The sequence below is a fragment of the gamma proteobacterium symbiont of Lampromicra miyakona genome (assembly GCF_059730895.1).
This window is the reverse complement of record NZ_AP035932.1, coordinates 1,448,422-1,465,233: the sequence shown is the minus strand read 5'-3', so window position 1 is coordinate 1,465,233 and position 16,812 is coordinate 1,448,422. Positions and strand designations below refer to the sequence as shown.

Below are 16,812 nucleotides of genomic sequence, written 5' to 3'. Positions count from 1 at the left end.
TCTGGCGTCAGGCCAGCGATTCTGCCACCAGCCCATCAATCATTACCTGCGGCATGCCCTGTGAGCAGTGCTCAATGCGGCCGCGCACGCCATACACCTGCGCCAGCGTCTCCGGCGTAATCACCTGCGACGGCACACCGTCGGCCAGCAGTTGCCCCTGCTTCAGCATCAGCGCGTGATCGGCATGACGCAGCGCGATGTTGATATCATGCACCACCACCACCGTTACCATGTTGCGCAGCCGGGTTTCGCGCCGCACCAAATCCATCACGTGGAACTGATAATTCAAATCCAGCGCGCTGAGCGGTTCATCCAGCAGCAGCAGTTCCGGACGGCGAATCAGCGACTGCGCCAGCCCAACCAGCTGCTTCTGGCCGCCGGACAGCTGATCGAGGTAGCGCATCGCCAGATGGGCAATGCCCAGCTGCTCCAGCAGGTGCATGATTTCCGCTTCACTGGCGGCGCTGTGTAATCCGCCGGAGGCACGCTGCGCCACGATGATCGACTCCAGCACGTGCAGATGCACACCGGCTGGCAGCGTCTGCGGCAGATAGACCACGCGCTGCGCGCGCCGGGCAAACGGCTGGCTCATCAGCTCTTCACCGTTGAGCCACAGCTCGCCCTGCCCTTTGCTCAGACCGGCCAGCGCGCGCAGCAGCGTCGATTTGCCGCAGCCGTTGGGCCCCAGCAGCACGGTAATTTTGCCGCGTGGCAGTTGCGTGACATTGAGATCCTCGATGACGTTCCGCTTCGGGTAACCGGCGTAAAAGTGGCTGACGCGTAAGCCCTGCTCCATCACACTGTCCCCCGATGCCGCAGAATAATGCTGAGAAAGAACGGCACGCCCACCAGCGAGGTGACGATGCCGACCGGAATGATGACGCCGGGAATGAGGTTTTTCGAGGCCACCGACGCCAGCGACAGCACCAGCGCGCCGGTCAGCGCACTGGCCGGCAGATAGTAGCGGTGATCTTCACCAAACATCATGCGCGCAATGTGCGGCGCGACCAGGCCGATAAAGCCGATCGGGCCGACGAATGCCACCGCCAGCGCCGAGAGAATGCTGATGCGCAACAGCGTCGCCAGCCGCAGACGCCGCACATCAATGCCGAAGCTCACCGCGCGATCTTCACCCAGGCGCAGCGCCGTGAGTTTCCAGCTGCTGAGCATCGAGAACGGCAGCAGGATGACAAAGGCGGCGCTCAGCACGCCCAGTTTTTCCCATGAAGCACGCGCCAGACTGCCCATGGTCCAGAACACCAGGCCCTGCAGCGTATCTTCGCTGGCGATGAACTGCATCATCGAAACCAGGGCGTTAAAGGTGAACACCAGCGCGATGCCAAACAGCACCACGCCGGAAGTTGAGACTTTGGTCCAGCGCGTGATGCCATCCAGCATCAGCGCGGCAAACAAGGCGAAGACAAAGGCATTGGCGGAGATCAGCCACTGGTCCGGCACGCCGGGAATACCAATGCCGAGAATGATCGCCAGCGCGGCACCAAACGCCGCTGCCGACGAGACGCCGAGCGTAAACGGGCTGGCCAGCGGGTTATTGAGGATGGTCTGCATTTCAGCACCGGCGAGGCCGAGTGAGAAGCCGACCACCACCGCCATCAGCGCATACGGCAGACGGATGTCCCAGACGATCACGCGCGTGCCGGCGTCCACCGCTGCGGGATGGAGCAGCGTTTGCCACAGCGTGTCGAGAGTCAGGCCGGCCGGGCCAAGGGTGAAATCGAGGATAACTGAAGCGAGGATCGCCAGCACCAGCACACCAATCAGCAGCAGTCGCTGACGCAGAACCTGACGATAACGGGTCAGGGTATCGGCTTCGGTGCCATGTTCCGCCACCAGCGCGGAGTCCGTACTACGCATTGTTCTACCTGTTTCCTGTCGCCTTATAACGGCTGCCACAATAGAGCAGGTGATAATAATTATCAATGCTGTCTCTGTAACAAAGCCCGAATGGTTTGCGCCAGGTTTGCATAGCGTAATAGATCGCAAAAAAAAACGCGGCCGTGGCCGCGTTGTCAGGCATTACTGCTTAAAGGAGGGGAATTCCATCTCGCTGTATTTCACGAAGCGGGTGCCGCGCGTCAGCTTATAGCCCAGCCAGATCACCAGGAACAGCGGAATGCCGATATAGGTTGCGGCTACGCCGTACCAGTCGATGCGATCGGCGAGGAATGCCTGATAATTCTGCCCCAGCGTAATGATCAGACACAGCGCGAACGCAAACATCGGACCCAGCGGGAAGAAGCCGGAGCGGTAAGGCAGATCGGCCAGATTCAGCCCCTGTGCCACATAGCCGCGGCGGAAGCGATAATGGCTGATAGCAATACCGAGCCAGGCGATAAAGCCGGTCATCCCTGACGTATTCAGCAGCCACAGGTACACTTCCTGATTGCCAAATTTCGAGGTCAGGAAGCACAGCGCTGCCACCACCGTGGTCGCCAGCAGGGCATTGCGCGGTACGCCACCTTTCGACAGTTTCGCAAAAATGCGCGGTGCCTTGCCTTCCTGCGCCAGGTTAAACAGCATACGCGTTGAGGCGTACATGCCGGAGTTACCCGCCGACAGCACCGCCGTCAGGATCACCGCGTTCATCACCGCCGCTGCGGACAGCAGACCGGCATTCTGGAACACCAGCGTGAACGGGCTGACGCTGATATCGGTGACATCGTTATGCAGCAGTTGCGGATCGGTATACGGCAGAATCAGGCTGATGATCAGGATCGCGAACACATAGAACAGCAGAATGCGCCAGAACACCTGGCGCACCGCGCGCGGGATATTCTTCGCCGGGTCTTCTGATTCACCGGCGGCAATCCCGATCAGTTCGGTGCCCTGGAAGGAGAAGCCGACAATCATCGCCACGCCAATCATCGCCGCAAACCCGCCCGCAAACGGCGCATCTCCCACCGTCCAGTTGTGCCAGCCAGCATTTTCCGCGCCGCGCAGGATGCCGGTAATCATCAGCACACCGACCACAATAAAGATGATGACGGTGGCGACTTTGATCAGTGAGAACCAGTATTCCGCCTCGCCGAAGCCTTTGACCGAAATGTAGTTGAGCAGGAACATCAGACCGAGGAACAGCGCGCTCCAGATCCAGCCTGGCGTGTCCGGGAACCAGTAGTTCATCACCAGCTGTGAGGCGACGAGGTCAACGGCGATGGTCACCGCCCAGTTGTACCAGTAGTTCCAGCCCAGCGCGAAGCCGAAGCCCTCTTCGACATATTTGGCGCCGTAGGTGGCAAAGGAACCGGAGACCGGCATAAACGCCGCCAGTTCGCCGAGGCTGGTCATCAGGAAGTAGACCATCAGGCCGATCAGCGCGTAGGAGAGTAACGCACCGCCAGGACCCGCCTGAGAGATAGTGGCACCCGAGGCGACAAACAGGCCGGTGCCGATAGAACCGCCAATGGCGATCATGGTGAGATGGCGCGCTTTTAATTCACGGCGCAGCCCAGGTTGTTGTGTTGTTTTTGAGTCATTATGCATGTGTAAACGCTATGCTGGATAAAAATAAGGCGCGATTGTAGCAGCAAAGCCTGCACTGTATAGCATTCGCCTCGGGTTATTAGTTACCTTCATAATCGGCCGGGAATTATTAGCCACAGCACAGGGCAGACCGCGGCTATTCCCGGCAATAGGCGAGGAAGCGGCTCAGCGCTTTCGACAGATGTTTCTGCCGGTGATGGATGCGATACAGGGTACGCGTCAGGCGCGGCAGGGGCACCGGCACTTCCGTCAGCGTGCCCGCCTCCAGCAGATCCGTAATCACCCGGCGCGATAAGCAGCTGATGCCCATGCCGTGGCGCACCGCGTGTTTAATTGCCTCCGAATTGCCTAACTCCATCCCCAGCTGAAACTGCGGCAGGTGCGACAGCAGCAGGTAATCGACAATCTCACGCGTACCGGAACCGCGCTCGCGCAGGATCCACGGCGCAGCGGCCAGCGTCTCCAGCGTCACCGGCTGCTGTAACAGCGGCGCATCCGGCGCGGCGAACACCACCAGTTCATCTTCCAGCCACGGTTCGCTGATGATATCCGGCTCATGGCACGGCCCTTCAATCAGGCCAATGTCGACGCGAAAATCGGCCACCGCATTGATGGCGTCCTGGCTGTTGCCAACGCTCAGCTCCAGCGGCAGCGTGGGAAAATCACGGCGATACGCGGCGATCATCCCCGGCAGCAGATAGTTGCCGATGGTGCTGCTGGCAAACAGGCGAATCGCTCCGTTGTCCTCTTTAAACAGCTGTTCGATCTCAATCGCCTGCTCCAGCAGCCCGACCGCACGCGGATAGAGCAGCCGGCCGTGCTCGTTGAGCACCAGCCGTTTGCCGACGCGGTCAAACAGCTGTACGCCGAGCTGACTTTCCAGATCGGCCAGGGCCGCACTGACCGCCGACTGCGACAGCGCCAGCACCTGTGAGGCCTGAGTGGTGGAGCCGCTTTTCAGCACCTCGGTAAACACTTCAATCTGACGCAGCGTAATGTGCATGCGTGCTCCTTACATGGCGTACCGCTTCACCAGATAGATCACCACCGCCAGCCAGATCAGCAGCATCAGAATCAGGCCGCTCCAGCTGACGATCTTTTTGCCGCGCGCCCGCTGCACCTCGGCGCGTTCGGCGCTGCTGATGCGCACGTCGCGCGGCAGCAGACGCAGCAGGATCATCACGCCGAGCGGGATGATAATCGCGTCATCCAGCAGGCCAATAATCGGGATGAAGTCCGGAATCAGATCGATGGGGCTGAGCGCATAAGCGACGATGCCAAACGCCAGCAGCTTAAACCACCACGGCGTACGCGGATCGCGACAGGCAAACCACAGCGTCAGCACGTCCCGTTTGATGAGCTTCGCCCAGCGGCGCAAGCGCATGAACATTGTTGCCCTTCCTTATCACTTATTCCGGTTGATTATAAATATATTATCAATTTCACTTTTAAGCCAGCCAGGCGCACGCTAAAGCCTCACTGAGGAGAAGCGTATTATGGCTGAACTAAGCGTCAACAAAACCCCTTTTCATGTTCATCGCTGGCTGCCGGGACTGCTGCTGACCGCCGCCATCGCCGCAGGCGCCGCGTGGCTGGCCAGTCAGCCGTGGCTGGCGGGCGCGGGATTCGGCGCGCTGACGCTGGCCATCATTATCGGCATCGTGCTGGGTAATAGCCTGTATCCCCGCGTTGCGACACCGTGTGACAGTGGGGTGATGCTGGCCAAACAGCGACTGCTGCGACTCGGCATCATTCTTTACGGCTTCCGCATCACCGTGCAGCAGATCGCCGATGTCGGCGTCAGCGGCGTGCTGATTGATGTGCTGGTGCTGAGCTCAACCTTTCTGATCACCTGCCTGATCGGCATCCGTTTACTGAAAATGGATCGCGAAACCGTGTGGCTGATTGGTGCCGGCAGCAGCATCTGCGGTGCGGCAGCGGTGCTGGCAAGTGAACCGGTGATCAAAGCCGCACCGTCGAAAGTGGCGGTCGCGGTGGCCACCGTGGTGCTGTTTGGCACCGTCGGCATTGTGCTGTACCCGTTTCTCTGGACGCTGCTGCCGCAGGTCAGCGCGCAGCACTTTGGCGTCTTTACCGGCTCGACGCTACACGAAGTGGCGCAGGTGGTGGCGGCTGGCCATGCAATGGGCGCGGAAACGGAGAACACGGCGGTGATCGCCAAGATGCTGCGGGTGATGATGCTGGCACCGTTTCTGCTGATCCTCGGCAGCTGGCTGCAGCGCCAGCGCAGCCACCAGCGTCAGGCACAGCAGCCGATCCGCTTTCCGTGGTTTGCCCTATTGTTTATTGTGGTGGCGCTGTTTAACTCGCTCCATCTGCTGCCACCGCCGGTGGTAGCGGGACTGAATCAGCTGGCGAATCTGCTGCTGGCGATGGCGATGGCGGCGCTGGGCTTAACCACCCGTTTCGGCGCGCTGAAGCAGGCGGGCGTCAAACCGCTGCTGCTTGGTCTGCTGATGTTTATCTGGCTGATTCTCGGCGGCGGCGCACTGAATGTGCTGGTGCAACATTTCATGGCGTAAGCGCATCCGCTATCATGGGCGTTTTGCATCAGCAATCGCCCATTCAGGAGAGCGGCATGAAATATATCGGCGCACACGTAAGCGCATCCGGCGGCGTAGACCAGGCAGTGATCCGGGCCCATGAAATCGAAGCCACAGCCTTTGCGCTGTTCACTAAAAATCAGCGCCAGTGGAAAGCCGCGCCGCTCTCTGCGCAGGTGATCGACGCTTTTAAAACCGCCTGCGATCAATACAACTTTAGCGCCGCGCAAATCCTGCCGCACGACAGCTATCTGATTAACCTCGGTCACCCGGTGATGGACGCGCTGGAGAAATCGCGCGAGGCGTTTATCGATGAGATGCAGCGCGCCGAACAGCTTGGTCTGACGCTGCTCAACTTCCATCCCGGCAGCCACCTGCAGCAGATTGATGAAGATGCCTGCCTGAAGCGCATCGCCGAGTCGATCAACATTGCGCTGGATAAAACCCACAACGTGGTAGCGGTGATTGAGAATACCGCCGGCCAGGGCAGCAACCTCGGTTTCCGCTTTGAACACCTCGCGGCGATTATTGACCACGTCGAGGATAAGTCGCGCGTCGGCGTATGCATCGACACCTGCCATGCCTTCGCTGGCGGATATGATTTACGCAGCGAAGCCGCCTGTGAAGCCACCTTTGCCGAGTTTGAGCGCGTGGTGGGCTTTCAGTATCTGCGCGGTATGCACCTCAACGATGCCAAAAGCACGCTCGGCAGCCGCGTGGATCGCCATCACAGCCTCGGCGAGGGCAACATTGGCAAGACCGCGTTTAGCTGGCTGATGAAGGATGCACGTTTTGACGGTATCCCGATGATTCTCGAAACCATCAATCCGGATATCTGGAAGGATGAAATTGCCTGGCTGAAGGCCGAGCAGCAGGCGTAACGGGTTTCACCGGGGCCTGTCGTCAATAAAAAAGGGAGCCGCGGCTCCCTTTGTTGTTCCTGGCTGCCGTTACGCGGCTTTGGCCAGTTCCTCTTCCGGACGTTTCAGAATCGCATAGCCCAGACCCGCAATCAGCGTACCAATCACAATCGCCAGCAGGTAACCCAGCACCGGCGTAATGGCGCCTGGAATCAGCAGGACGAACAGCCCGCCGTGCGGCGCCATCAGTTTGGCACCCATCGCCATGGAGATCGCACCGGTCACTGCGCCACCCACGATACAGCATGGCAGCACGCGCATCGGATCACGCGCCGCAAACGGAATGGCACCTTCGGAGATAAAGCACAGGCCGAGTACCAGCGCGGCTTTACCGCCCTCCTGCTGACCTTTATTGAACTTACGACGCGCTACCAGCGTTGCCAGCCCCATCGCCAGCGGTGGCACCATACCGGCCGCCATGATCGCGGCCATCGGCGCGTAGGTTTGCGAACTCAGCAGACCAACACCAAACGCGTAAGCCACTTTGTTCACCGGACCGCCCATGTCGGTACACATCATGCCGCCCAGAATCGCGCCCAGCAGGACCGCGTTAGCAGTGCCCATGTTCGCCAGCCAGCTGGTCAGGCCGCTCATGATGCCAGCAACCGGTTTGCCTACCACGTAAATCATCAGCAGGCCGGTAATCAGACTGGCCACCAGCGGAATGATCAGAATCGGCTTCAGCGCTTCCATACTTTGCGGCAGCTTCACTTTGCTGCTCAGCAGTTTCGCGGCGTAACCGGCGATGAAACCGGCGATGATGCCGCCAAGGAAACCGGCGTTGATGCTGGTGGCGATCATGCCGCCAATCAGACCCGGCGTCAGGCCCGGACGGTCAGCAATCGAGAAGGCGATAAAGCCCGCCAGCACCGGCACCATCAGCGCAAAGGCGCTGCCGCCACCGATCTGCATCAGCGCCGCGGCTAAGGTGCCCTGCTCTTTAAACGCGGTAATCCCAAAGGCGAATGACAGCGCAATGCTCAGACCGCCGGCGACCACCATCGGCAGCATATAAGATACGCCGGTCAGCAGATGCCGATAGGCACCGGCTTTCTCTTTGCTGTCGCTCTGGCTGGCTGCCGCCTGGTTGCCGGAAGGCTGCCAGACTTTGGCTTCCGCCTGCGCTTTATCCAGCTCCTGTGCGGTTTTCTTCAGCGCCAGACTGGTGGAGGTGCGGTACATCGGCTTGCCGGCAAACTTCGCCAGATCAACGTCAATATCCGCCGCAACGATCACCAGATCGGCCGCCGCCACTTCTTCCGGGGTGATCGGGTTGCCGGCGCCGACTGAGCCGCGGGTTTCCACTTTTACCCACCAGCCGCGCTTGCTGGCTTCCGCCTCAATCGCCTCGGCTGCCATGAAGGTATGCGCCACGCCGGTCGGACAGGCGGTGACGGCCACAATACGTTTCTGCCCGGTGCTCTGCGCCGGTGCGCTTGCCGCCGGGGTTGCCGCAGCCGGCTGCCACGGTTGCGCCGCATCTTTAGCCAGCGCCAGCGCGGCCTGCGGATCGCGCAGCGCCTGCTGCACGTCCACGAGGGCAACGGACTTGCCGGCGAGCTGCGCGTTGTCGGTAACCTGCTGGCCAATCACCAGCACCAGTTCGGCGTCCGCGGCGCTGTCGACCAGCGTCAGTCCTGCCTGCCCTGCCGCCGCCTGCAGACGTTCCGAGGCTAAATGGCCCGATGCCAGGCCGAGTGACGAATCTTTTATCAGCAGCGTTTTCATTATCGCTCTCCTGCTGTTAGTTAACGGGTTGTAAGTCGACGCGCGCCATCATCGCGGCCAACTGGGTACGATCGGTCACGCCGACGTTGCTCTGGCTGACGGCCATGGCCGCCACCGCCGTCGCCAGACGCAGCGTGTGTTCACTGGATTCCCGCATCAGCAGGCCATAAATCAGGCCGCCAACCATCGAATCTCCGGCGCCTACGGTGCTGACCACTTCACACGCAGGCGGTTTGGCGATCCATTCGCCTGAGGCATTGACCCACAGCGCGCCTTCCGCACCGAGGGAGATCACCACGTGGGCAATGCCCTGCTCGCGCAGCTGGTGCGCGGCGTCAATCACATCCTGCAGCGTCGGCAGCTTGCGGCCGGCCCAGATCTCCAGCTCGCGGCGATTGGGTTTTACCAGCCACGGTGCCGCTTTCAGACCGGCCACCAGCGCTTCACGGCTGCTGTCAAAAATGATGCATGGGCAGTGGGTGCGCAGATCGCTCATCCATTTGGTGAACGCGTCCGGCGCAACGCCGGCTGGCAGGCTGCCGCTGACGCACACCATATCGAACTGACCCAGCCAGGTCAGCGAGTCGGCGGTGAAGCGGTCCCAGTCCTGTGGCGTGACGTCAAAGCCCGAGAAGTTGAGGTCGGTGACGTCGCCGTCTTTTTCCGTCAGCTTAACGTTAATGCGGGTACGGCCCTGCACCACCTGAAAACGATTAGCGATGCCGAGTTCGCTGAACAGCTGCTGAAAGCCGTCCTGATTCTCTTTGCCGAGGAAGCCGCCGACGGTGACGTCGATGCCGAGATCTTTCAGCACTTTGGCGACATTGATGCCTTTACCCGCAGCGTGCAGCCCGGTGGTTTTGACCAGGTTAACTTCGCCACGCTCGATCTCCGGCGTGTAGCCGACCAGATCGTACGCCGGGTTCAGGGTGATAGTGGCAACGCGACGACTCATGCTGCCCCCTCGCCCAGACCGCTATTAATGGCTTCTTCGATAGCGTGCAGTGCCTGCTGCGCATCGTCACCGCTGGCGGTGAAACGCAGACGATGGCCTTTCTTCACGCCCAGCGCGACCACCTTCATCAGGCTGCGCCCGTTAGCCGGCTTACCGCTGCCGTCGAGATTGGTCACGGTGATATCGCTGTTGAACTGCTTGATCACGCTCACCAGCGCGGTGCCCGGACGCGCATGCAGACCGTGCTCGTTGCGGATGGTGAATTCCGCGGTTAAGACGTCCGCAGCTTCATCCACTTCGCTGGTCAGCAGCGCGAGAATGCCTGCCGCGTCCGCCTTCAGCAGGCGTTCAGCCTGCTTGTTCAGCAGCAGATTGCTGAGGTAACCCAACACCTCAAGCGGGCGCTGATCGGTGGCGGCGACCGTCAGCAGCAGCGCTACCGGTTCGCCCTGATGTGTCAGCGGCGTCGCGCTGCGGCTCACTGCCACCGCGCTGTTGAGGTTGCCGTGCGTGCTGTCGCTCAGCCAGATGCCCTGACCGAGGCTGAGCGGCGCGTGCGAGACGACGTCCGCGACAAAGCTGGCGTCAACGGCACCGGCCGCCTGCAGACGACCAGCGTTCAGCGCCTGCAGCGTCATCAGATCGCTGGCGGCCACGTCAGTGGCGATCAGCGACGTATCGAACTGGAATTCAGCGGCCTGCTTTTCACCCATCAGCAGCGCGCGCAGCTCTTCAGCAGAGGCAGATTTCAGCTGCTCCGCGATGCTGTCATCGCTTAATACGTGGGTCAGCTGGCGCAGCAGCGCGAGGTGCTCGTCAGATTTGGCGGCAATGCCGATGGCGACGTACGCCGTCTGGCCATCGCCCCAGTCCACGCCCTGCGGGAACTGATAAACCTGCACACCGGTTTTCAGCACCAGATCGCGGGTATCGGTGGTGCCGTGCGGAATGGCGATGCCGTTGCCGAGAAAGGTGGTGGTTTGCTGTTCGCGCGCCAGCATGCCGTCGACGTAGCCTTCGGCCACATTTCCGGCCGCGGTAAGCGCAGCGGCAACCTGACGAATGGCCTGTTCTTTATCGGACGCGCTGGCGCCGGTGTGAATGGCCTGAACTTCGAGCTGGAACATATTTCTCCTCGCTTGCTGAAAGTGAATCGTTTCAGCCTGATGGCGAAAAAATACGCTGTGCGACACGGACTTAGCCGGGAGGACAACGCTGAAACGTTTCAGGGAATATGGTACAGCACCCGATTACAGGCAAGAAAATGCGCAATCGGCGTAGCAGATTTTTGATGCTCCGCACACTTCGCGGCGGATTTAGGATTTTTCACAGCGGGCGCGCTGACGGGTTGCTGTAACGCGGCACCTGCGACGAGCGTTCTGTTCAGCTCGCGTCAGCTTAAACTCAGGGCGCGGTATCGGCTTCCAGCTGCAGCAGGTAGATCATGGCGTCGGCACGGCTGTTGCCGCACATCTCCGCCTGTGGCTGTAAACCGGCACACACCGCCGGACGCAGCGGCGAGCCAAAAATTTTGCAGCGCTGCTGTTCGTCAAGCTGAACGCAGCGGGTATTGGCCGGTTTGCCGTCAGGCATACCCGGAATGGGGGAAGAGATGGAGGGGGCTGTGCAGCAGGCACCGCACTGGTCTCGACATAACATCATGCGCTCCTGCAAAGATTAGCGGCCGACAATAGCAGTCTGCACCGCGGAATTCTATGCGCGACCAACAATTTTCACCGGCCTCACTTGCCTGTTTTTCACCGCGCGAGTAAGTTGGCGCGCATCTACCTGGTTATAGCGAGTCAAGCATTATGCCAAAGGCAAACGAAATCAAAAAAGGAATGGCCGTCACCTGGAACGGTAAACTGTTGCTGGTGAAGGATATCGATGTCCAGAGCCCGAGCGCGCGCGGTGCCGCCACGCTGTACAAGATGCGTTTCACCGATGTGCGCACCGGCCTGAAAGTAGAAGAGCGCTTCAAGGGTGACGACATTATTGATGCCATCCAGCTCAGCCGCCGCGCGGTGACCTTCTCATACATCGACGGCGACGAATACGTGTTTATGGATGACGAAGATTACACGCCGTACAGCTTTAAAAAAGATCAGATCGAAGAAGAGCTGCTGTTTATTCCGGAAGGCGGCATTCCCGGTATCCAGGTGCTCACCATGGATGGTCAGGTGCTGGCGCTGGAACTGCCGCAGACGGTAGACATGGAGATTGTTGATACCTCACCTGGCATCAAAGGGGCATCCGCCAGTGCGCGCACCAAACCGGCGGGCATGAGCACCGGGCTGTCGATTCAGGTGCCGGAGTACCTGAGCAATGGCGATCGCATCCGTATCCATATTGCCGAGCGTCGTTATATGGGACGCGCCGATTAAGCGCACGATTTTCTCCGGCGGCGGTTGATTGTTATAGTATAACAACAGCCTGCGCGCCGGATGCGGTTGTCCGGCGCGGCTATTTTAACGGAGTAAATCATGACGCGCGTGAACCTGATTACCGGTTTTCTCGGTAGCGGTAAAACCACCACCCTGTTACATCTGCTGGCGCACAAACCGGCCAATGAAAAGTGGGCCATTCTGGTCAACGAGTTTGGCGAGATCGGCATTGACGGCGCCCTGCTCGCCGACCGCGGCGCCACGCTGAAAGAGATCCCCGGCGGCTGCATGTGCTGTGTTAACGGCCTGCCGCTGCAGGTTGGGCTGAATATGCTGCTGAAGCAGACTCAGCCGGACCGCCTGATTATCGAACCCACCGGCCTTGGCCATCCCAAACAGTTACTGAATATGCTGCGTGCGGCGGTCTATCAGCCGTGGATCCGCGTGGACGCCACGCTGACGCTGCTCGATCCGCGTCAGTTAGCCGATACGCGCGTCACGGAGAATGAAAACTTTCGCGACCAGCTGATCGCCGCAGACATCATCATCGCCAACAAGAGCGACAAATGGGATGCGGAAGATCGTCAGCGGCTGGCGAGCTGGCAGCAGCAGCATTTGGGCGACCGTCAACTGGTGGAAGCCAGCTGGGGCAACATTGATCCGGCGTTGCTGAGTCAGCCGGCATTGGCGGATCGTGCGGTACCCGATGCCGCGCATCATCATCATTCGCCACGCCCGCAGGGGCTGGCGGCGCTGAAACTGGAAGGCGAAGCGCGCTGGCGTCGTGCGTTAAATGAAGGTCAGGGCTATGCTTCCTGTGGCTGGATTTTCGATGGTGACACGGTGTTCGATACCATTCCGGCTTTAGAGTGGGCGCGGCTTGCGCCGGTGGATCGCGTGAAAGGCGTGCTGCGTACCGCTGACGGTCTGGTCAGCATTAATCGTCAGGGCGAAGACCTGTTCATCGAAACGCGCCCGGTCACGCCGCCGGATAGCCGTATCGAATTGATCCACCATCAGGCCACCGACTGGAACGCCTTGCAGACTGCCCTGTTGAAGATTCGTTTAAATTAGCTGCGGTAGGTTTGCCCGTTATTTTTTTCTTTTTGAGTTACTTTTATGCGCACTACTCGTTTGATCACCATCCTGCTGCTGAATGCACTGGGTGTGATGCTATTTATGTCGTGGTATCTGCCGCCAGAGCACGGGTTCTGGTTCGCTCTCGACAAAGGCATCTTTTTTGGCTTTAACGACCAGATGGTCGACCATCACGGCTTTGCGCTGCTGGTGGCGATCACCAATTTCCGCGGTTTTGATGCGGTGTCGCTGCTGGCGATGGGCCTGCTCTATCTGTGGTTCTGGCGCCGCGAAACGCCGCAGGGCCGACGTCGTATGCTGGCGATTGGTATCACCATGCTGCTGACGGCGGTGATTCTTAACCAGCTGGGCCACCTGCTGCCGGTTAAGCATGCCAGCCCGACGCTGTTCTTTGATAACGTGCATCGCGTCAGCGAACTGACCGGTATTCCGGCAAAAGATGCGTCCAGAGACAGCTTCCCCGGCGACCACGGCATGATGCTGATTATCTTCGCCTGCTTTATGTGGCGCTATTTCGGCTTCCGCGCCTTCCTGATGGGCCTGCTGATTGTGGTGCTCTTTTCCCTGCCGCGCGTAATGGCAGGCGCGCACTGGTTTACCGATATCGCGGTCGGTTCGCTGTCGGTGGTGCTGGTGGGCCTGAGCTGGTGGTTATTAACACCGGCCAGCGACAAACTGGTGAACTGGCTCTATCGTTCGCTGCCCGGAAAATATAAACCCCAGGCGTAATTGTTTAGCGCGGGCGATTATTTCCTGTTTTTAAGATCGCCTGCGCTTATTTAATCCTGCAATAAATTATTAGCTAACTAAGCGTTTTCTGATAAAAGAAAAACCTATGCGTCAAATCGTCTGACAATGGCGTTATTCCTGGCCTGTCCAGTCAGAACCCTCTTAAAATCTCCCTTAGCGCCAGAATTAGCCGCTGTTCCTGCCGTTAATTGACGCTTAAATCGCTACCAGTTGTTGATAAAGTAACCGTTGTGTTACAGATTGATTTCACATCAAAAAAACCTATAAAAATTTATATAAAAGCACTCGCCACGCGGTCTGTAATCGGTTAACCTCAACTCCGATTACTACCGTGCAGCATAAAATTCGGTACCTTAAGCAACAAAAATGTGTGCATTAACACATTTTAGTAATTAAGGAATTGTCTTAGAGGGTCGCACTTATTAATCTCAACCCGTTTTGTCATCTGGCTGGCGACATTCTGTCGTAAGGACATCGAAGGAAAACACGTACAATGGTCAAGTCTCAACCAATTCTGAGATACCTCAGGCGGATTATTCCCGCAGTAGCATTAGCAACCCTCTTATCGGCATGTAGCAGTACCCATAACGGTCAGAACGCGAATAACGAGAATCATGAAGTTAACAACCAGAATGGTTTTTTACTTCAGGCGTCTCAGGACGAATTTGAACAAATGGTGCAGAACGTGGACGTTAAGTCCCGCATCATGGAGCAGTACAGTGACTGGAAAGGTGTGCGTTATCGCTTAGGCGGCGACACCAAACGCGGCATTGACTGTTCTGCTTTTGTTCAGCGCACCTTTCGCGAACAGTTTGGTTTAGAGCTGCCGCGTTCCACCTCGGAACAGCAGGACAGCGGTAAAGAGATTTCACGCAGTAAACTGCGTCCGGGTGATTTAGTGCTGTTCCGCGCCGGCTCCACCGGTCGTCATGTCGGCATCTATCTCGGCAACGACAATTTTGTACACGCGTCTACCAGCAGCGGCGTGATGATTTCCAGCCTTAACGACAGTTACTGGAAAAACCGCTACCGCGAAGCGCGTCGGGTACTGGCAAAAAACCCCAGTTAACCCCCTTCCTTCCTGATGTTCTCAGCCAGAGAATCTGAAAACGCTGCCCCGGCAGCGTTTTTTTCGTCTGCGGTTGCTTAAGCCAAATCCATGGCGGAAAAAGTAATTGTGAATCAAAAATATAACGAGACTTTTCGCGCAGCCTCGTTATATTCTCGTTGCCTTGAACCAGCACAGTTGTATGCGTTTTTATAATAAAAAGGGCAAGATCAGGGGAACCAACTCCATGCCACTGTCGGGGACGTTAAATCGTCATGCCAGCTACTCGCGGCGCATCGCCTGGAGTAGCGTAATTATTGGGGTCGCGTTTTTTATCCTGTTTGTCACCGTCCTGCTCACGCTGACCTGGCAAAAACGCGTCCAGCAACACCAGCAGCTGCTGGCTCACAGCCGTGACGATCTGCAACAGGTGATGTCAACCCTGGTCGAGAGCCTTTATCCACTGCAGCAATACACTCAACTCAGCTGCAACAGCGTCAACCGTGAGCTGACCTCTCGCGCCGCCTTTGCCGGCAACATTCGCGCGATATTACTGGTACGCGACGGCAACGCTTACTGCTCCTCGGCTACCGGCGCATTTCTGCTGGCCGCCAGCGCCATTTCACCCGATTCAGAGCTGGAGCGCGACCGTGATGTCCGCCTGCTGCCCGGCACGCCGCTGCAGCCCGCCAAACCAGCGCTGGCGCTGTGGCTGAAAAGTCCGGGAGCGAACGAAACCGGCATCCTCGCCACCATGAACCTCAGCATGACGCCTTACCAGCTGCTGGCCTCTTACCATCCCGAAATCACGCGCATGGCGCTGGTGGCAGGCGACAGCGCGCTGCTCAGCGGCACCAGCCAGGTGGTGCGCAGCCGCGATTTGCCGCCCGCCCTCACCGACCTGACGCTTGATGACGGCAGCATGCGCTTTGTGCTTTACGGCAGCACGCTGGCCTCACGCGATTACACGCTGGCTTTGCTGACCGGCCTGCTGCTGGCGCTGCTGGTTGCCGCAATCAGCTGGCTGCTGCTGTCGCTGCATCAGCGACCGGGACGTGAAATCCTGCTCGGCATCCGGCGCGGTCAGTTTCACGTTGAGTATCAGCCGCTGGTAACGGCACACAACGGCAAACCCTATGGCGTTGAAGCGCTGCTGCGCTGGACCCACCCGGTTGAAGGCATGATCCCACCCGATGTATTTATCAGCCACGCCGAAGCGCAAAACCTGATTATTCCTCTTACCCAACATCTGTTCAGCCTGGTAGCGCGCGACGCGCGTTTTCTCTGTCAGCAACTGCCGCGCGGCACCCGTCTCAGTCTGAATATGTCACCGCAGCATCTGGCATCGGCCAGTTTTCGCCGCGACGTCCAGGCGTGGATCGCCAGTATGCCCGCCGATCATTTTAACTATGTCTTTGAAATCACCGAGCGCACCATGGTGCGGGAGAAGAACGCCGGCGAAATCTTCGCCTGGCTGCATGAACACAATTTCAAGATTGCCATCGATGATTTCGGCACTGGCCATAGCGCGCTGATCTACCTGGAAAAATATCCGTTCGATTACCTGAAAATCGATCGCGGCTTTGTGCAGAGTATCGGCACCGAAACCGTAACCTCGCCGGTGCTTGACACCGTGTTGCTGCTGGCAAAGAAACTCAACCTGAAAACCGTGGCGGAAGGGGTGGAAACCGGCGACCAGGCGGCCTGGCTGGTTAACCGCGGCGTCACGCATCTGCAGGGATATCTGTTTAGCCGCCCGCTGCGCCCGGAAAAGCTGATCAGCTACTATCAGAGCCAGGCCAGTTTGGGTTAACGTCACGTACCGCGCATGAAACTGCTACCATACAGTGCGGATTACCAC

Annotated in this window: 16 protein-coding genes; 7 read left to right on the top strand and 9 right to left on the bottom strand. The window is 58.8% G+C overall.

The annotated features are described in order from the left end of the window. Positions 1 to 7 precede the first annotated feature (7 nt). The 5 genes from AC6I8P_RS06720 to AC6I8P_RS06700 form a co-directional block, all read right to left on the bottom strand. Positions 8 to 796, bottom strand: coding sequence for an ABC transporter ATP-binding protein (locus AC6I8P_RS06720; protein WP_141495207.1), 789 nt, complete (start codon positions 794 to 796; stop codon positions 8 to 10). Beyond that, positions 796 to 1,875, bottom strand: coding sequence for a FecCD family ABC transporter permease (locus AC6I8P_RS06715; RefSeq protein WP_315655068.1), 1,080 nt, complete (start codon positions 1,873 to 1,875; stop codon positions 796 to 798). Before AC6I8P_RS06715 ends, AC6I8P_RS06720 begins: the two co-directional genes overlap by 1 nt. Positions 1,876 to 2,037: 162 nt before the next feature. After that, complete coding sequence (locus AC6I8P_RS06710) at positions 2,038 to 3,504, bottom strand: amino acid permease (RefSeq protein ID WP_021509272.1); 1,467 nt, start codon at positions 3,502 to 3,504, stop codon at positions 2,038 to 2,040. 136 nt (positions 3,505 to 3,640) lie between these two features. Continuing rightward, positions 3,641 to 4,507 carry a DNA-binding transcriptional regulator YeiE gene (gene yieE, locus AC6I8P_RS06705; RefSeq protein WP_058775786.1) on the bottom strand — a complete coding sequence of 289 codons (867 nt, stop codon included), beginning with the start codon at positions 4,505 to 4,507 and terminating at the stop codon, positions 3,641 to 3,643. Positions 4,508 to 4,516: 9 nt separating this feature from the next. Next, positions 4,517 to 4,894 carry a YkvA family protein gene (locus tag AC6I8P_RS06700; RefSeq protein WP_058757253.1) on the bottom strand — a complete coding sequence of 126 codons (378 nt, stop codon included), beginning with the start codon at positions 4,892 to 4,894 and terminating at the stop codon, positions 4,517 to 4,519. 106 nt (positions 4,895 to 5,000) lie between these two features. Between AC6I8P_RS06700 and AC6I8P_RS06695 the strand changes: the two genes are divergently transcribed. After that, the gene (locus AC6I8P_RS06695; RefSeq protein WP_494260160.1) at positions 5,001 to 6,047 is read left to right on the top strand and encodes a YeiH family putative sulfate export transporter; all 1,047 of its coding nucleotides are present in this window, start codon (positions 5,001 to 5,003) and stop codon (positions 6,045 to 6,047) included. Positions 6,048 to 6,103: 56 nt separating this feature from the next. After that, positions 6,104 to 6,949, top strand: coding sequence for a deoxyribonuclease IV (gene nfo / locus AC6I8P_RS06690; RefSeq protein WP_058775787.1), 846 nt, complete (start codon positions 6,104 to 6,106; stop codon positions 6,947 to 6,949). Positions 6,950 to 7,018: 69 nt separating this feature from the next. Here nfo and fruA read toward each other — a convergent pair whose 3' ends face one another. From fruA to AC6I8P_RS06670, 4 genes are all read right to left on the bottom strand, one after another. Then, on the bottom strand, positions 7,019 to 8,716 hold the full coding sequence (gene fruA, locus AC6I8P_RS06685; RefSeq protein WP_021509267.1) for a PTS fructose transporter subunit IIBC: 1,698 nt from the start codon (positions 8,714 to 8,716) through the stop codon (positions 7,019 to 7,021). A gap of 16 nt (positions 8,717 to 8,732) precedes the next feature. Beyond that, on the bottom strand, positions 8,733 to 9,671 hold the full coding sequence (gene fruK / locus AC6I8P_RS06680; protein WP_021509266.1) for a 1-phosphofructokinase: 939 nt from the start codon (positions 9,669 to 9,671) through the stop codon (positions 8,733 to 8,735). Further along, complete coding sequence (fruB, locus tag AC6I8P_RS06675; protein ID WP_058769932.1) at positions 9,668 to 10,798, bottom strand: fused PTS fructose transporter subunit IIA/HPr protein; 1,131 nt, start codon at positions 10,796 to 10,798, stop codon at positions 9,668 to 9,670. The genes fruK and fruB overlap by 4 nt, the downstream gene beginning before the upstream one ends. A 277-nt stretch (positions 10,799 to 11,075) precedes the next feature. Then, positions 11,076 to 11,330 (bottom strand): YkgJ family cysteine cluster protein, encoded by a 255-nt coding sequence (locus AC6I8P_RS06670; RefSeq protein WP_058757250.1) that lies wholly within the window; start codon positions 11,328 to 11,330, stop codon positions 11,076 to 11,078. 152 nt (positions 11,331 to 11,482) lie between these two features. Here AC6I8P_RS06670 and yeiP point away from each other — a divergent pair, with 152 nt between their 5' ends. From yeiP to pdeN, 5 genes are all read left to right on the top strand, one after another. Continuing rightward, a complete protein-coding gene (gene yeiP / locus AC6I8P_RS06665; protein WP_031280049.1) occupies positions 11,483 to 12,055 on the top strand; it encodes an elongation factor P-like protein YeiP in 573 nt (190 codons plus the stop codon). 99 nt (positions 12,056 to 12,154) lie between these two features. Beyond that, positions 12,155 to 13,129 carry a CobW family GTP-binding protein gene (locus tag AC6I8P_RS06660; RefSeq protein WP_021509262.1) on the top strand — a complete coding sequence of 325 codons (975 nt, stop codon included), beginning with the start codon at positions 12,155 to 12,157 and terminating at the stop codon, positions 13,127 to 13,129. A 45-nt stretch (positions 13,130 to 13,174) separates the two neighbouring features. Next, positions 13,175 to 13,882: a phosphatase PAP2 family protein gene (locus tag AC6I8P_RS06655; RefSeq protein WP_058769930.1), complete on the top strand. Its 708-nt coding sequence runs from the start codon at positions 13,175 to 13,177 to the stop codon at positions 13,880 to 13,882. 514 nt (positions 13,883 to 14,396) lie between these two features. Continuing rightward, positions 14,397 to 14,972 carry a bifunctional murein DD-endopeptidase/murein LD-carboxypeptidase gene (gene mepS, locus AC6I8P_RS06650; RefSeq protein ID WP_031280047.1) on the top strand — a complete coding sequence of 192 codons (576 nt, stop codon included), beginning with the start codon at positions 14,397 to 14,399 and terminating at the stop codon, positions 14,970 to 14,972. Positions 14,973 to 15,198: 226 nt separating this feature from the next. Continuing rightward, positions 15,199 to 16,764 carry a cyclic di-3',5'-guanosine monophosphate phosphodiesterase PdeN gene (gene pdeN / locus AC6I8P_RS06645; RefSeq protein ID WP_058757525.1) on the top strand — a complete coding sequence of 522 codons (1,566 nt, stop codon included), beginning with the start codon at positions 15,199 to 15,201 and terminating at the stop codon, positions 16,762 to 16,764. Positions 16,765 to 16,812 lie beyond the last annotated feature (48 nt).

Coding starts and splice junctions, on each gene's coding strand:
- AC6I8P_RS06695 (WP_494260160.1), top strand. CDS start 5,001: ATGGCTGAACTAAGCGTCAACAAAACCCCTTTTCATGTTCATCGCTGG.
- fruA (WP_021509267.1), bottom strand. CDS start 8,716: ATGAAAACGCTGCTGATAAAAGATTCGTCACTCGGCCTGGCATCGGGC.
- nfo (WP_058775787.1), top strand. CDS start 6,104: ATGAAATATATCGGCGCACACGTAAGCGCATCCGGCGGCGTAGACCAG.
- pdeN (WP_058757525.1), top strand. CDS start 15,199: ATGCCACTGTCGGGGACGTTAAATCGTCATGCCAGCTACTCGCGGCGC.
- fruB (WP_058769932.1), bottom strand. CDS start 10,798: ATGTTCCAGCTCGAAGTTCAGGCCATTCACACCGGCGCCAGCGCGTCC.
- yieE (WP_058775786.1), bottom strand. CDS start 4,507: ATGCACATTACGCTGCGTCAGATTGAAGTGTTTACCGAGGTGCTGAAA.
- AC6I8P_RS06655 (WP_058769930.1), top strand. CDS start 13,175: ATGCGCACTACTCGTTTGATCACCATCCTGCTGCTGAATGCACTGGGT.
- AC6I8P_RS06720 (WP_141495207.1), bottom strand. CDS start 796: ATGGAGCAGGGCTTACGCGTCAGCCACTTTTACGCCGGTTACCCGAAG.
- AC6I8P_RS06700 (WP_058757253.1), bottom strand. CDS start 4,894: ATGTTCATGCGCTTGCGCCGCTGGGCGAAGCTCATCAAACGGGACGTG.
- fruK (WP_021509266.1), bottom strand. CDS start 9,671: ATGAGTCGTCGCGTTGCCACTATCACCCTGAACCCGGCGTACGATCTG.
- mepS (WP_031280047.1), top strand. CDS start 14,397: ATGGTCAAGTCTCAACCAATTCTGAGATACCTCAGGCGGATTATTCCC.
- AC6I8P_RS06710 (WP_021509272.1), bottom strand. CDS start 3,504: ATGCATAATGACTCAAAAACAACACAACAACCTGGGCTGCGCCGTGAA.
- AC6I8P_RS06670 (WP_058757250.1), bottom strand. CDS start 11,330: ATGTTATGTCGAGACCAGTGCGGTGCCTGCTGCACAGCCCCCTCCATC.
- AC6I8P_RS06715 (WP_315655068.1), bottom strand. CDS start 1,875: ATGCGTAGTACGGACTCCGCGCTGGTGGCGGAACATGGCACCGAAGCC.
- yeiP (WP_031280049.1), top strand. CDS start 11,483: ATGCCAAAGGCAAACGAAATCAAAAAAGGAATGGCCGTCACCTGGAAC.
- AC6I8P_RS06660 (WP_021509262.1), top strand. CDS start 12,155: ATGACGCGCGTGAACCTGATTACCGGTTTTCTCGGTAGCGGTAAAACC.